The sequence below is a fragment of the Kitasatospora sp. NPDC058048 genome, from assembly GCF_042885555.1.
In the GTDB taxonomy this organism is placed as follows: Bacteria; Actinomycetota; Actinomycetes; order Streptomycetales; family Streptomycetaceae; genus Kitasatospora; species Kitasatospora lactacystinica.
This window is the reverse complement of record NZ_JBHVRT010000032.1, coordinates 30926-44273: the sequence shown is the minus strand read 5'-3', so window position 1 is coordinate 44273 and position 13348 is coordinate 30926. Positions and strand designations below refer to the sequence as shown.

Here is a 13348-nt window from a genome sequence, read left to right as displayed (position 1 = left end):
CTCGACACGGCCGCCGAAGGCCCGGGGCACGGCCCCCGGCGACCCCGCCCAGGCCTCCCACCGGGCCCCGCCGGGCCTCAGCGCGCCTCGGCGGACACCCGCAGCGCCCCGTCCGGCCCGGCCAGCAGCACCGGCGTCCCGGCCCCGCCCAGGTCCCGCACGGCCGCCAGGTCCGCCTCGGCCGGCTGCTCCGCCTCGCTCACCACGGCCGCCGCCTCCAGCGACCTGGCGCCGCTGGCCACCGCCATCGCCACCGCCGCCTGGAGGGCGCTCAGCCGCAGCGACTCCAGCGCGACCGTCCCGGCCACGTAGGTGCGTCCGGTCTCGTCACGCACCGCGGCCCCCTCGGCGACGCCGTTGCGGGCGCGGGCCGAGCGGGCCAGGGTGATGATCTTCTTGTCTTCGGGGTCGAGCTCGACGATGTCACTCATGCCGCCGAGCATAGGCACCCGGCGCCGCTCAGTGGCCGACCGGGTGGGTCGGCCCCGGGTTCGGGTGCAGGACCTTGACGAAGGTCTTCGGCCCGGACGGCATCGGCTCCTCGCGCCCGATGCGCTGGCGCCAGAACGGGTTGTCGTGCGGCAGGTGGCTGCTCACCCGGCCGTACATCCCGAAGGTCGTCAGGACGATCCCGAAGATGAACGCGAACAGCACGTTCGACATCCGGAAGTTGAGGATGTTCGCCTCCGGCCGCTCCAGCACCGTCAGGCCGTAGAAACCGGACAGGACGAACAGCACGCCCACCGCCATGTTGAGGTTGGACGCGAAGTTCCCGCCGATCACCGCCCCCACCAGCAGGACCGCGCCCGCCACGATGGACAGGATGCTCAGCGCCCCGTTGGTCGACAGCCCGGCGACCTGGTCGCCGTGGGTGGACAGGAAACCGGGGTGGTCGGCCAGCCCCAGGCTCCCGAACACGATCAGGAAGATCCCCCCGGCCCCCGCCCCGATCCGCCACACCATGGCGAGACGGCGGTCGACGGGCTTCAGCGTGTCTTGCAGCTTCATGGCGACCTCCAGAGCTCGGCCATGGTCTAGCTGTAGGGATGGAGCTTCTCCATGTGCGGGGTCTCGTGCATGTAGAGCGAGCCGCACTGCTGGCAGCAGCGAAGCCCGGTGCCCCACTCCTCCTCGGGCCGCGTCTCGGCGTCGTCGGGCATGTCCCGGCCGCAGAGCGCCACCGACAGGTCCTCGTCCCGCACCACGTGCCAGGACTTGACTCCGCCGGCCGCCCCCTGCGGGCCGTACTCCGCGCGAAGTTTGTGCGTCATGCCCTCCATGGTCGCTCGGCGACCGCCCGCCCGCTACTCGCCCGCCGGGGCCCCGGCGTCCTCGGTGCGGCGGACGGGGGCGGCGACCATGGAGCCGATCCGGTTGCGGCGGCCGGCCGAGGACTCGGCGGTCAGCAGGATGCCGGTCAGGCCGCCCCCGACCGGCTCGGGCAGCGGGATCTCGCAGGACGAGCCGGGGATCGGCACCCGGCCCAGGTGCTTGGCCAGCAGGCCGCCGACGGTCTCGACGTCCTCGTCCTCCAGCTCGATGCCGAACAGCTCGCCCAGGTCCTCCACCAGCAGCCGGGCGGTGATCCGGTACGAGCCGTCGCCGAGGTCCTCCACCGGGGCGATCTCCCGGTCGTACTCGTCGGTGATCTCGCCGACGATCTCCTCCAGGATGTCCTCGATGGTGACCAGCCCGGCCGTGCCGCCGTACTCGTCGATCACGATCGCCACGTGCGAGCGGCGCTGCTGCATCTCGCGCAGCAGGTCGCCGGCCGGCTTGGAGTCGGGGACGAAGACGGCCGGGCGCATCACCGCGCCGACCTCCTCGGACTCCGCGTCCCGGTTGATGTGGGTGCGCCGCACCAGGTCCTTGAGGTAGACGATGCCGACCACGTCGTCCTCGTTGTCGCCGACCACCGGGATGCGCGAGAAGCCGGAGCGCAGCGCCAGGGTGAGCGCCTGCCGGACGGTCTTGTGCCGCTCGATCATCACCAGGTCGGTGCGCGGCACCATCACCTCGCGCACGATGGTGTCGCCCAGCTCGAAGACCGAGTGCACCATCCGGCGCTCCTCGTCCTCGATCAGGTCGTCCTTCCCGGCGAGGTCCACCAGGGCCCGCAGCTCCGCCTCCGAGGCGAACGGACCCTCCCGGTAGCCCTTGCCCGGAGTCAGCGCGTTGCCGAGCAGGATCAGCAGCCGCGGGATCGGGCCCAGCACCGCGGCCAGCGGCAGCAGCACGAAGGAGGCCGCGGTCGCCGTGGTGATCGGGTGCTGGCGCCCGATCGTGCGCGGCGAGACCCCCACCGCGACGAAGGACACCAGCACCATCACGCCGAACGCCAGCAGCACGGCCTGCCAGGTGGGCGCCACGTTGCGCACGCACACCACGGTGACCAGGACGGCCGCCGCCATCTCGCTGGCCACCCGGATCAGGGTGGCCAGGTTGAGGTAGCGGATCGGGTCGGAGGCGACGGTCAGCAGCCGCGCGGAGCCGCGCCGGCCGCTGCGCACCGCCTCCTCCGCCCGGAACCGGGAGACCCGGGAGATGCCCGCCTCGGCGCACGCGGCCAGCCAGCCGAGCACGACGAGCAGCACGGCACCGAGGATGAAGCTCGTACTCTCACCACTCACAGGGGTTCGGGCTCCGCGCTCAGTGGGTGGTGGGGGCCGGGGAGATGCCGCCGAGGCCGCGGCCCGCCCGCCAGTCGTCCAGGATGCGCTTCTGGAGGGCGAACATCTCCTCCTCTTCCTCCGGCTCCTCGTGGTCGTAGCCGAGGACGTGCAGCACCCCGTGCACGGTGAGCAGTTGCAGCTCCTCGTCCATCGAGTGCTTGGAGGGGGCGGCCTGGCCCTGCTGCTCGGCGACCTCGGGGCAGAGCACGATGTCGCCGAGCAGGCCCTGCGGCAGCTCGTCGCCCTCCTTGCCGGGACGCAGCTCGTCCATCGGGAAGGACATCACGTCGGTGGGCCCGGGCAGGTCCATCCACTGGATGTGCAGCTCCTCCATCGCCGCACTGTCCACCAGGATCACGGACAGTTCTGACTGCGGGTGGATCCGCATCTTGTCCAGGGCGAAGCGGGCGACGTCGAGGATGGACTCCTCGTCGGCTTCCCAACCGGACTCGTTGGCGATGTCGATCGACATGACGGGCTGTGTGCTCAGCTTTCGGTGCGATGGGACTGTCGGGGAGCGCGGGGCGCGGTGGCCTTGCCGGGGCGCCGCTGGGCGGGCTTGCGGGGAGCCGGGGAGCCGTCCTCGGCCTCCTGCCGGGCGTCCCAGCGCTCGTAGGCGTCCACGATCCGGCCGACCAGCTTGTGGCGGACCACGTCGGTGCTGGTGAGGACGGAGAAGTGGATGTCGGGCACGTCGGCCAGGATCTCCTGGACGACCTTGAGTCCGCTGCGGGTGCCGCCCGGGAGGTCGATCTGGCTGGTGTCGCCGGTGACCACCACCCGGGAGTTGAACCCGAGGCGGGTGAGGAACATCTTCATCTGCTCGGGCGAGGTGTTCTGGGCCTCGTCGAGGATGATGAAGGCGTCGTTGAGGGTGCGGCCGCGCATGTACGCGAGCGGGGCGACCTCGATGGTGCCGGCCGCCATCAGGCGCGGGATGGAGTCCGGGTCCATCATGTCGTGCAGCGCGTCGTACAGCGGGCGCAGGTACGGGTCGATCTTCTCGTAGAGGGTGCCGGGCAGGAAGCCCAGCCGCTCCCCCGCCTCGACCGCCGGGCGGGTCAGGATGATCCGGTTGACCTCCTTGGCCTGGAGGGCCTGGACGGCCTTCGCCATCGCCAGGTAGGTCTTGCCGGTGCCGGCCGGGCCGAGGCCGAAGACGATCGTGTGCTTGTCGATCGCGTCGACGTAGCGCTGCTGGTTGAGGGTCTTCGGGCGGATCGTGCGGCCCCGGTTGGACAGGATGTTCGCGGTGAACACCTGGGAGGGCGCCGGGCTGTCCGGGTCCTGTTCCTGGCTGCGGAGCATGGCGATGGAGCGCTCCACGGAGTCCTCCGTCAGGGGCTGGCCGGTGCGCAGCACCAGCATCATCTCGTTGAAGAGCCGCTGCACGAGGGCGACCTCGGCCCGGGCTCCGGTGGCGGTCACCTCGTTGCCGCGGACGTGGATGTCGGCGGCGGGGAAGCCCTGCTCGATCACGCGCAGCAGCGAGTCCGCGGTGCCGAGCAGGGTGACCATCGGGTGCTTCTCGGGGATGACGATCCGGGCGCTGACGCGGCCGTCGTCGGCCGGTTCGGTGCGCGACTGTCCGTTGGTACGGGTCTGCGATGTGTCACTCATAGGTCGGCGCTGGGGCCTGCCTCATCCCATCCGTGGTCTCGGGTGCCGCTCGGTGTCTCCGGGGCACCAGGGTACGCCGCGAGCGTGATCGCCGTGGCGGGCGGCGGGGCCGCACCCGACGATGCTGCGGCAGATCGGAGGCCGATGCGAGCGTATTTTTCCCGCCGGCCGCGGCTCGGCGGTTCCCGGGCCGGTCACGACGGGCGGCGGGCCGGGACGGGCACCCGGTCGAGGTCGGCGGCCAGCACCAGTTCCCCGTCGAAGTGCTTGCGGGCGTCGGCCAGGTGCTGGCCGAGGTCCGGGTAGCGCTGCGAGAAGTGGGTCAGCACCAGGGTGCGCACCCCGGCCTCGGCGGCGACCTTGGCGGCCTGCCCGGCGGTGAGGTGGCCGTGCTCCTCCGCGAGGCGGGCGTCGGCGTCGGTGAACGTCGCCTCGACGACCAGCAGGTCGGCGCCCTCGGCGAGGGTGTGCACGCCCTCGCACAGGCGGGTGTCCATCACGAAGGCGAACTTCTGGCCCGGCCGCGGCTCGCTGACCTCGCCCAGCGTGACGGTGCGGCCGTCCACCTCGATCGCGCCCTCGTGCTGGAGCCGGCCGACCGCCGGGCCGCGCACGCCGAGCGCGGCGAGCCGCTGCGGCACCAGCCGGCGGCCGTCCGGCTCGGACAGCCGGTAGCCGAAGGACTCCACCGGGTGGTCCAGCCGGACGGCGTCCAGCGCGAAGCGGGCGCCGGGCGCGGGCAGCGGCCCGGGCTCGTCGATCGGGCGGGGCCGCAGCACGGCCGTCTCGTGGTAGGCGGTGGAGTGCCGCAGCCGCTCGAAGTAGACCTCGCCGGAGGCCGGGAAGTAGACGTCGACGGGGTGCGGGACCCGGTCGAGGTTGATCCGCTGGATCACCCCGGCGAGGCCCAGGCAATGGTCCCCGTGGAAGTGGGTGACCGCGATCCGGGTGATCTGGGTGGCCGTGACCCCGGCGTGCAGCATCTGGCGCTGGGTGCCCTCGCCGGGGTCGAACAGCAGGCCCTCGCCGTCCCAGCGCAGCAGGTAGCCGTTGTGGTTGCGGTGCCGGGTGGGCACCTGGCTGGCGGTGCCGAGGACGACGAGTTCGCGCTGGGACACCTGCGGTCAGACCATGCTCTCGGTCATCTTCGCCCCGCCGAGGACGTGGACGTGCGCGTGGAAGACGGTCTGTCCGGCGCCCGCACCGGTGTTGAAGATCAGCCGGTAGTCCTCGATGCCCTCGTCCCTGGCCACCGCGCCCGCCTCGGCGAGCAGTTCGCCGGCGATCTCCGGCTCGGCGGCGGCCAGCGCGGCCGCGTTCGGGTAGTGCGCGTGCGGGACCACCAGCACGTGCACGGGCGCCTTGGGGGCGATGTCGCGGAAGGCGAGGGTGCGCTCGGTCTTGCGCACCACGGTCGCCGGGATCTCGCCCGCCACGATCTTGCAGAACAGGCAGTCGGGCTGCGGCTCGCCGGCCATGGTTCCCTCCTCGGGATCGGTACGTCGGGTGGTGGGGCCGTACGGGCGCAGCCTAGCCGAGCGGGGCGACGGCCTGCTGGTACTCCTGGAGGTGCTTCCAGCGCACCGAGCGCATGCCGACGATGTCGCCCTCGTCCGTGTCGAAGTCCTCGGTGAGGAAGGAGACCGCGAGGATGACGAAACCGATCAGCCAGCGCCTGGTGAGCCGCCAGGTGTTGGGCCGCATCACGCCCTTGCGGCGCACCACCCGCATCGCCATGACCCCCTTGCCGACGCTGAAGCCGGTCAGCCGGGCGAGCACCACCTGGTTGAGGAAGGACGCGGCCAGGCCGACGGCCAGCAGCGCCACGAAGTAGGGCACCACCGGTCCGCTCTGCACGGCGTGGCCGGCCGCGTGCCCGGTCCTCGGGCGGCTCGCGGCGTTGGCGGCGACGAAGCCGAGGCCGATCGCGAACAGCCAGTCCAGCACGATCGCCAGGAACCGCCGGCCGCCGCCCGCCTCCTTGGGGCAGGGCGGCAGCGCCCGCCGCGGCTGCTCGCTCCGCGGGTAGGGGTCCGGGTACGGCTGCGGGTACGCCTGCGGGGCGTGTCCCTGCGGCGGGTACGGCTGCGGCGCGGCGTACCCCTGCGGCGGGTACGGCTGCGGCGGGTACGGCTGCGGCGGGTACGGCTGGGCCGGCGGCTGCTGGTAGGGCTGCGCCGGCGGATGGGGCTGCGGCTGCTGTGCGTAAGGATTCTGGCCGTACTGCGGCGGCGGGTAGCCCTGCGCCATGTGGTTCCCCCGTGAGCTGTGGATCAAGAAACAGCCCCGCATCCTACCCACGCCCCCGCACCCCGCAGCGGGAAGCCGGCCGGTACGGCCTCCCGCTGCGAGGACGGCGCCCCGCTACCGCCAGGGCAGCGGCGGCGCCGTACGGGCCGGCGTCTCGGCGAGCCGCTCCAGGGCGAGCCGGACGCCCTCGGCCAGCTGGGGGTCCTCGCCGGCCGCCCAGTGGTGCGGGGCGAACGGCACCTCGACGTCCGGGTCGACGCCGTGGTTCTCCAGGCCCCAGCCGTAGTTCTCCAGCCAGAGCGCGTACTTGGGCTGGGTGACCAGGGTGCCGTCGACCAGCCGGTAGCGGCTGTCGATGCCGATCACCCCGCCCCAGGTGCGGGTGCCGACCACCGGACCGATCCCGAGCGCCTGGACGGCGGCGTTGACCACGTCGCCGTCCGAGCCGGTGAACTCGTCGGCGAGCGCGACCACCGGACCGCGCGGGGCGTCCGCCGGGTAGGGCACCGGGTGGTCGGTGTCCCGGATGACGTCCCAGCCGATGATCCGGCGGGCCAGCTTCTCGATCACCAGCTGCGAGGTGTGGCCGCCCCGGTTCCCCCGGACGTCGACGACCAGGCCCTCCCTGGCCATCTCGCTGCTCAGGTCGCGGTGCAGCTGGGCCCAGCCGGCCGTCTGCATGTCGGGCAGGTGCAGGTAGCCCAGCCGCCCGCCGGACAGCTCGCGCACCGCGGCCCGCCGACCGGCCACCCAGTCGTGGTAGCGCAGCGCCTCCTCGTCGGCGAGCGGGACGACCACCGGGTGGCGCCGGTCGGTGCCGTCCTTCCCGGCCACGGTCAGCTCGACCGGCTGGCCCGCCGTGCCGGCCAGCAGCGGGGCCGGGCCGGTGACCGGGTCCACCGGGCGGCCGTTGACGGCCAGCACCGCGTCGCCCGGGCGGACGGCCGCGCCGGGCGCGGCCAGCGGCGAGCGGGCCCTGGGGTCGGAGGACTCCCCGGGCAGGATCCGGGCGATCCGCCACCGCTCGCCGTCCCGGACCAGGTCGGCGCCGAGCAGACCCTGGCGCCGGGCGGGCTCGGTGTACCGGCCGTAGGGCATCACGTAGGCGTGCGAGGTGCCGAGTTCGCCGTGCACCTCCCAGAGCAGGTCGACCAGTTCGTCGTGCGAGCCGACCCGTTCGACCAGCGGCCGGTAGCGCTCCAGCACCCCGTCCCAGTCGACGCCGGAGAGGTCGGGGCGCCAGAAGTTGTCCCGCATCAGCCGGCCGTTCTCGGCGTACATCTGCCGCCACTCGGCGGCCGGGTCGACGGTCACCCGCAGCCGGGCGAGGTCGACGGTGGTCTCCTCGTCGTCGCCGCCCTTGTGGTCGGCCGGGACGACCCGCAGCTCGCCCTCGTCCAGCACGGCCGCCCGGGTACCGTCCGCGCTGACCGAGAAGCCGTCCAGGCCGTGCACCAGCTGCTCGACCCGGCGCTTCCTCAGGTCGAAGCGCTCCAGCACCGGGCGGGGCCGGTCGTCGTCCAACGAGGCGGCCTCGTCGCCGAGTTCGCCCATCAGCGGGGCCCTGGTCCAGAGCACGCCGTCCTTGGCGGCGGCCAGGTCCTCGAAGCGGCCGCCCTCGACCGGGAAGGGGACGATCCGGTCGGCGATGCCGTCCAGGTCCACCCTGGTCACCGGCGCGGCGTCGGCCGCCGCCTCCTCGCCGTCCGCCTTCCGGGCCTTCGGCTCGTCCTCCTCCCCGCCGAGCGGGCGCCCGGCCCGCTGCGGCCCGAACGGGGAGGGTGTGTCGGCGGCCAGCGTGACCAGGTAGGGGCGGCAGCCGTTCGGGAAGGACAGGTCGAAGACGTGCGCGTCGTAGACCGGGTCGAAGTTGCGCACCGACAGGAAGGCCAGGTAGCGCCCGTCCGCGGTGAAGGAGGGCGAGGTGTCCACGAAGCGCGGCTGGGTGACCTCGCCGACCGTCCGGGTGGCCAGGTTGGCCAGCACGATCTGGCGCAGCGAGTGGGGGCCCATCCCGCGCACCGGGCGCGACCAGGCCAGCCAGGCCGAGTCCGGGCTGAAGGCCGGCCCGCCGGCCTCGCCGTCGGCGCTGCGGTCCAGCTCGTGCACGGCGCCGTCGGCCAGCGAGACCAGCAGCACCCGGCCGTCGTGCACGCCGAGCGCGGCCTGCTTGCCGTCCGGGGAGACCACCAGCGAGTTGACCCGGCCGAGCTGCCCGGCGGCCAGCCGGCGGCGCTCGGCGCCGTGCAGGTCGGGGGCGAACTCCAGGGCGTCCTCGCCCTCGGCGTCGGACACCCACAGCACGCCCTGGGCGCCGTCCTCGCCCGGCACCACCCGGACCAGCCGCCCGCGCACGCCCGGGGTCTCGTCCAGCACCCGGGCCGGGCCCTCGCGGTGGGTCAGCCAGTGCACGCTGCCGCGCACCACCACGGCGCTGCCCCGGCCGGTGCGGTCGGGGGCGACGGAGTCCAGCCAGTGCGCGGCGGGCACCGGGCGGGGGCGGCGCCCGGCCCGCGGACCGGCGAGGCGGACGTCCAGCCGGCGCGGCTCGGCGCCGTCCAGGTCGTCCAGCAGCCAGAGGTCGCCGGCCCGGTGGAGGACCACCCGGGTGCCGTCGGTGGTGGCGCCGCGGGCGTAGAAGCCGTCCGGGTCGGCGGTGTGGCGGCGCAGGTCGGTGCCGTCCGGGCCGCTGGACCACAGCTCGCCGACGCCCTCGTGGTCGGACAGGAAGGCGATCCGGCCGCCCCGCCCGCCCGGCCCGGCCACCCACAGCGGGGAGTCCAGCTGCCCGTCCAGCTCCGCGTGGACGCGGACGAACTCGTCCCGGCCCAGCCACAGCTTGCCGGCCCGCCCGCCCCGGTACCGCTTCCACCAGGCCGGGTCTCGACCGTTGACGCTGCTCAGCAGCACCCGGTCCCCGCCCGGCTCGAAGGCGAGCCCGCCGACCGGCCCGTACGGCAGCCGCTGCGGCTCGCCGCCGTCCAGCGGCACGGCGTGCGCCCAGGTGCGGCGGAAACTGGCCTCGCCCGCGGCGGTGGCGGCGATCGGGCGGCCGTCGGCGGTCCAGCCGAGCACCCGGGTCTGGTGGCTGCCCCAGTGGGTGAGCCGACGCGACGGGCCGCCGTCCACCGGCACCACGTGCACCTCGGGCGCGCCGTCCCGGGTGGAGGTGAAGGCGAGGTGCCGCCCGTCCGGGGAGAACCTCGGGTGGTGGACCGGCAGGTGGTCCGCCGTCAGCCGCCAGGCCCGGCCGCCGTCCAGCGGGGCGAGCCAGAGGTCGTCCTCGGCGACGAAGGCGACCAGGTCGCCGTGCAGGTGGGGATGGCGCAGGTAGGCGCCCGCCGAGCTGTTCGAGGAGGTGCTCAGGGAGTCCGTCACCCGGCCAGCCTAAGCAGGTGCGCGTACGATCCGCGCCGTTTTTCCCAGACTTCCGGCGCCGCCCGCGGAGGGCTGTTACGCCCTCCCGGGAACCGCCCCGCAGGCCGCCCCGACCGCCTGCACGGCTGCCGTCGCAGCGGCCGTCACAGCGGCCGTCACGACCAGCGGCCGGTGCGCCCGAGCAGCAGCGCGCCGGCGGCCACCCCGGCGGTCGAGGTGCGCAGCACCGAGGAGCCCAGCCGGTACGGCTTGGCGCCCGCCTCGGCGAAGGCGGCCAGCTCCTCCGGGGAGACCCCGCCCTCGGGGCCGACCACCAGCACGATGTCCCCGCCCTCCGGCAGCCCGGCGTGCGCCAGCGGCTCGGCGCCCTCCTCGTGCAGCACGGCGGCGAACGCGGCCCGCGCCAGCACCGGCGCCAGCTGCCGGGTGGTCATCGGCTCGCGGACCTCGGGGAAGCGCAGCCGGCGGGACTGCTTGCCCGCCTCCCGGGCGGTGGCCCGCCACTTGGCGAGCGCCTTGGCGCCGCGCTCGCCCTTCCACTGGGTGATGCAGCGCGAGGCGGACCACGGGATCACCACGTCCACGCCGACCTCGGTCATCGTCTCCACGGCCAGCTCGCCGCGGTCGCCCTTGGGCAGCGCCTGGACGACCACGATCCGCGGCGCGGGCTCCGGCTCCCGGCGCACGGCGGCGACCGTCACGTCGATCGCGTCCTTGCCGAGCACCTCGGCGACCGTGCCGTCCACCCCGAGTCCCAGCCCGTCGGCCAGGGTGACCGCCTCGCCCGGCTCCAGCCGCTTCACCGCGGCCGCGTGCCGCCCCTCCGGGCCGTCCAGGCGCACCACGGCCCCGGGCACGGCGGCGGCGATCCGCTCGGTCTCGACGACGAAGACGGGCGCGGTCATGACGGGGGTACCTCCAGGAGTGGGACGGGAACACGGAAGGGGTGCCGGGATCCCCCGGCACCCCTCCGCGGACGACTACCGGCCGTTGAAGGCGTCCTTCAGGCGGGAGAACAGGCCCTGCTGGCCCGGCGCGAACTGGCCGGACGGCTGCTCCTCGCCGCGCAGCACCGCGAGGCGGCGCAGCAGCTCCTCCTGCTCGGCGTCGAGCTTGGTGGGCGTCTTCACCTCGACGTGCACTATCAGGTCGCCCCGGCCGCCGCCGCGCAGGTGGGTGATGCCCCGGCCGTGCAGCGGGATCGACTGGCCGGACTGGGTGCCGGGCCGGATGTCGACGTCCTCCAGGCCGTCCAGGGTCTGCAGCGGCACCCGGGTGCCGAGCGAGGCCGCCGTCATCGGGATGGTGACGGTGCAGTGCAGGTCGTCCCCGCGCCGCTGGAAGATGGCGTGGGTGGTCTCGGCGATCTCGACGTACAGGTCGCCGGCCGGGCCGCCGCCGGGGCCGACCTCGCCCTCGCCGGCCAGCTGGATCCGGGTGCCGTTGTCGACGCCGGCCGGGATCTTGACGGTCAGGGTGCGGCGGGCGCGCACGCGGCCGTCGCCGGCGCACTCCGGGCACGGGGTCGGCACGACGGTGCCGAAGCCCTGGCACTGCGGGCAGGGGCGGGAGGTCATGACCTGGCCCAGGAAGGACCGGGTGACCTGGGAGACCTCGCCCTTGCCGCGGCACATGTCACAGGTCTGCGCCGAGGTGCCGGGGGCCGCGCCCTCGCCACTGCAGGTGGTGCAGGTGACGGCGGTGTCGACCTGGAGTTCCTTGGTGGTGCCGAACGCGGCCTCCTCCAGGGTGATCTCCAGCCGGATCATGGCGTCCTGGCCGCGGCGGGTGCGCGAGCGCGGGCCGCGCTGGCCTGCCGCGGCGCCGAAGAAGGCGTCCATGATGTCGGAGAAGCCGAAGCCCGCCGCGCCGGCGCCGAAGCCGCCGGCACCGCCGCCGCCCGGGGACAGCGGGTCCCCGCCGAGGTCGTAGACCTGACGCTTCTGCGGGTCGGAGAGCACCTCGTAGGCGGCGTTGATCTCCTTGAACCGCTCCTGCGTCTTCGGGTCCGGGTTGACGTCCGGGTGCAGTTCGCGTGCCAGGCGCCGGAACGCCTTCTTGATCTCGTCCTGCCCCGCATCCCGTCGGACGCCGAGTACCGCGTAGTAGTCCGTGGCCACCAAATGCTCCGCTTGTTCCGCCTGTAGTAGTGCTGCGACTGGACGCCACCGTCAAAAATTTTAACGGTGGCCCTTGCTAGGACTCGGCCAGGATCTGGCCCACGTACCGTGCCACCGCTCGCACCGCCCCCATTGTGCCGGGGTAGTCCATCCGGGTCGGACCGATCACACCCAGTTTCGCCACGCTCTCGTCGCCCGAACCGTAGCCGACCGAAACGATCGACGTGGAATTCAGCCCTTCATAGGCGTTCTCCCGCCCGATCCGGACCGTCATCGCGGCGTCCGCGGTCTCACCCAGGAGGCGGAGCAGGATGACCTGCTCCTCCAGGGCCTCCAGCACCGGCTGGATGGTGAGCGGGAAGTCGTGCCCGAAGCGGGTCAGGTTGGCCGTGCCGGCCAGCATGATCCGCTCCTCGTTCTGCTCGGCGAGCGTCTCGAACAGGGTCGCCAGGACCGTGCTGACCGTCGGCCGGTCGGCCTGCTCGAACAGCGCCGGCAGCTCCTCCAGCAGCCCCGGGACCTCCGGGAGGCGCCGGCCGGCGGCTCTCGCGTTGATCCGGGCCCGAAGGTCCGCCAGCACCGTCTCGCCGACCGAGCCCGGGCAGTCGACCATCCGCTGCTCGACCCGGCCGGTGTTGGTGATCAGTACCAGCATCACCTTGGCCGGGGCCAGCGCCACCAGCTCGATGTGCCGGACGGTGGAGCGCGTCAGCGAGGGGTACTGCACCACCGCGACCTGCCGGGTCAGCTGGGCGAGCAGCCGCACGGTGCGGGCGACCACGTCGTCCAGGTCGACCGCGCCGTCCAGGAAGTGCCGGATGGCCCGGCGCTCGGGGGCGCTCATCGGCTTGATCTCGGCGAGCTTGTCGACGAAGAGGCGGTACCCCTTGTCGGTCGGGATGCGGCCGGCGCTGGTGTGCGGCTGGTGGATGTAGCCCTCCTCCTCCAGCGCCGCCATGTCGTTGCGGACGGTCGCCGGCGAGACCCCGAGGTTGTGCCGTTCCACCAGGGCCTTGGAGCCGACCGGCTCCTCGGTGCCCACGTAGTCCTGCACGATCGCGCGGAGTACGGCGAGCTTGCGTTCGTCCAGCTGGCGGACCTCACCGGCCATGGGGCACGCACCTCCGTCTTCGCACGTTGTCCGACTGTGTCCCTCGCTGCTGCGGGCCGCTCCGGGAGGCCCCCGGTCTTGGCACTCTGAACGTACGAGTGCCAGAACCGTACCTGCCAGTGTAAGGCCCGGGTCCTACGGCAGGAACGGCCCGAGGGACGTGATCCTCCCCGCAGTTCCGGACACGGCCCGCGGGG

13 protein-coding genes are annotated in these 13348 nt (G+C 73.7%); all 13 read right to left on the bottom strand.

Annotated features, from left to right (window positions below):
* Positions 1-77: 77 nt before the first annotated feature.
* The 13 genes from ACFVVA_RS29105 to hrcA all read right to left on the bottom strand — a co-directional run bounded on the left by ACFVVA_RS29105 (position 78) and on the right by hrcA (position 13151).
* A complete protein-coding gene (locus ACFVVA_RS29105) occupies positions 78-431 on the bottom strand; it encodes a cytidine deaminase (protein ID WP_359903020.1) in 354 nt (117 codons plus the stop codon).
* 28 nt (positions 432-459) lie between these two features.
* Complete coding sequence (locus ACFVVA_RS29100; protein WP_387693761.1) at positions 460-1008, bottom strand: DUF4383 domain-containing protein; 549 nt, start codon at positions 1006-1008, stop codon at positions 460-462.
* Positions 1009-1034: 26 nt separating this feature from the next.
* Positions 1035-1271 (bottom strand): hypothetical protein, encoded by a 237-nt coding sequence (locus tag ACFVVA_RS29095; RefSeq protein ID WP_359903026.1) that lies wholly within the window; start codon positions 1269-1271, stop codon positions 1035-1037.
* 33 nt (positions 1272-1304) lie between these two features.
* A complete protein-coding gene (locus tag ACFVVA_RS29090; RefSeq protein WP_387693760.1) occupies positions 1305-2630 on the bottom strand; it encodes a hemolysin family protein in 1326 nt (441 codons plus the stop codon).
* 19 nt (positions 2631-2649) lie between these two features.
* On the bottom strand, positions 2650-3144 hold the full coding sequence (gene ybeY / locus ACFVVA_RS29085; protein ID WP_380542304.1) for an rRNA maturation RNase YbeY: 495 nt from the start codon (positions 3142-3144) through the stop codon (positions 2650-2652).
* 14 nt (positions 3145-3158) lie between these two features.
* Complete coding sequence (locus tag ACFVVA_RS29080) at positions 3159-4292, bottom strand: PhoH family protein (RefSeq protein ID WP_380348012.1); 1134 nt, start codon at positions 4290-4292, stop codon at positions 3159-3161.
* A 194-nt stretch (positions 4293-4486) separates the two neighbouring features.
* Positions 4487-5410: a ribonuclease Z gene (locus ACFVVA_RS29075; protein WP_359903035.1), complete on the bottom strand. Its 924-nt coding sequence runs from the start codon at positions 5408-5410 to the stop codon at positions 4487-4489.
* 6 nt (positions 5411-5416) lie between these two features.
* Positions 5417-5770: a histidine triad nucleotide-binding protein gene (locus ACFVVA_RS29070; RefSeq protein ID WP_359903038.1), complete on the bottom strand. Its 354-nt coding sequence runs from the start codon at positions 5768-5770 to the stop codon at positions 5417-5419.
* 52 nt (positions 5771-5822) lie between these two features.
* Positions 5823-6542, bottom strand: a complete 720-nt coding sequence (locus ACFVVA_RS29065) for an RDD family protein (RefSeq protein WP_387693759.1) — start codon at positions 6540-6542, stop codon at positions 5823-5825.
* 114 nt (positions 6543-6656) lie between these two features.
* Positions 6657-9920: a PDZ domain-containing protein gene (locus ACFVVA_RS29060; protein WP_387693758.1), complete on the bottom strand. Its 3264-nt coding sequence runs from the start codon at positions 9918-9920 to the stop codon at positions 6657-6659.
* Positions 9921-10075: 155 nt separating this feature from the next.
* Entirely contained in the window at positions 10076-10825 is a 750-nt protein-coding gene (locus tag ACFVVA_RS29055; protein WP_359903047.1) for a 16S rRNA (uracil(1498)-N(3))-methyltransferase, read from the bottom strand.
* A gap of 75 nt (positions 10826-10900) precedes the next feature.
* A complete protein-coding gene (dnaJ, locus tag ACFVVA_RS29050) occupies positions 10901-12040 on the bottom strand; it encodes a molecular chaperone DnaJ (RefSeq protein WP_387693757.1) in 1140 nt (379 codons plus the stop codon).
* 76 nt (positions 12041-12116) lie between these two features.
* The gene (hrcA, locus tag ACFVVA_RS29045; protein WP_359903053.1) at positions 12117-13151 is read right to left on the bottom strand and encodes a heat-inducible transcriptional repressor HrcA; all 1035 of its coding nucleotides are present in this window, start codon (positions 13149-13151) and stop codon (positions 12117-12119) included.
* Positions 13152-13348: the final 197 nt, after the last annotated feature.

Excerpts from the sequence above, each read along its gene's own strand:
- ACFVVA_RS29055 (WP_359903047.1), bottom strand. The coding sequence starts at position 10,825 with ATGACCGCGCCCGTCTTCGTCGTCGAGACCGAGCGGATCGCCGCCGCC.
- ACFVVA_RS29095 (WP_359903026.1), bottom strand. The coding sequence starts at position 1,271 with ATGACGCACAAACTTCGCGCGGAGTACGGCCCGCAGGGGGCGGCCGGC.
- ybeY (WP_380542304.1), bottom strand. The coding sequence starts at position 3,144 with ATGTCGATCGACATCGCCAACGAGTCCGGTTGGGAAGCCGACGAGGAG.
- hrcA (WP_359903053.1), bottom strand. The coding sequence starts at position 13,151 with ATGGCCGGTGAGGTCCGCCAGCTGGACGAACGCAAGCTCGCCGTACTC.
- ACFVVA_RS29080 (WP_380348012.1), bottom strand. The coding sequence starts at position 4,292 with ATGAGTGACACATCGCAGACCCGTACCAACGGACAGTCGCGCACCGAA.
- ACFVVA_RS29105 (WP_359903020.1), bottom strand. The coding sequence starts at position 431 with ATGAGTGACATCGTCGAGCTCGACCCCGAAGACAAGAAGATCATCACC.
- ACFVVA_RS29065 (WP_387693759.1), bottom strand. The coding sequence starts at position 6,542 with ATGGCGCAGGGCTACCCGCCGCCGCAGTACGGCCAGAATCCTTACGCA.
- ACFVVA_RS29100 (WP_387693761.1), bottom strand. The coding sequence starts at position 1,008 with ATGAAGCTGCAAGACACGCTGAAGCCCGTCGACCGCCGTCTCGCCATG.
- ACFVVA_RS29070 (WP_359903038.1), bottom strand. The coding sequence starts at position 5,770 with ATGGCCGGCGAGCCGCAGCCCGACTGCCTGTTCTGCAAGATCGTGGCG.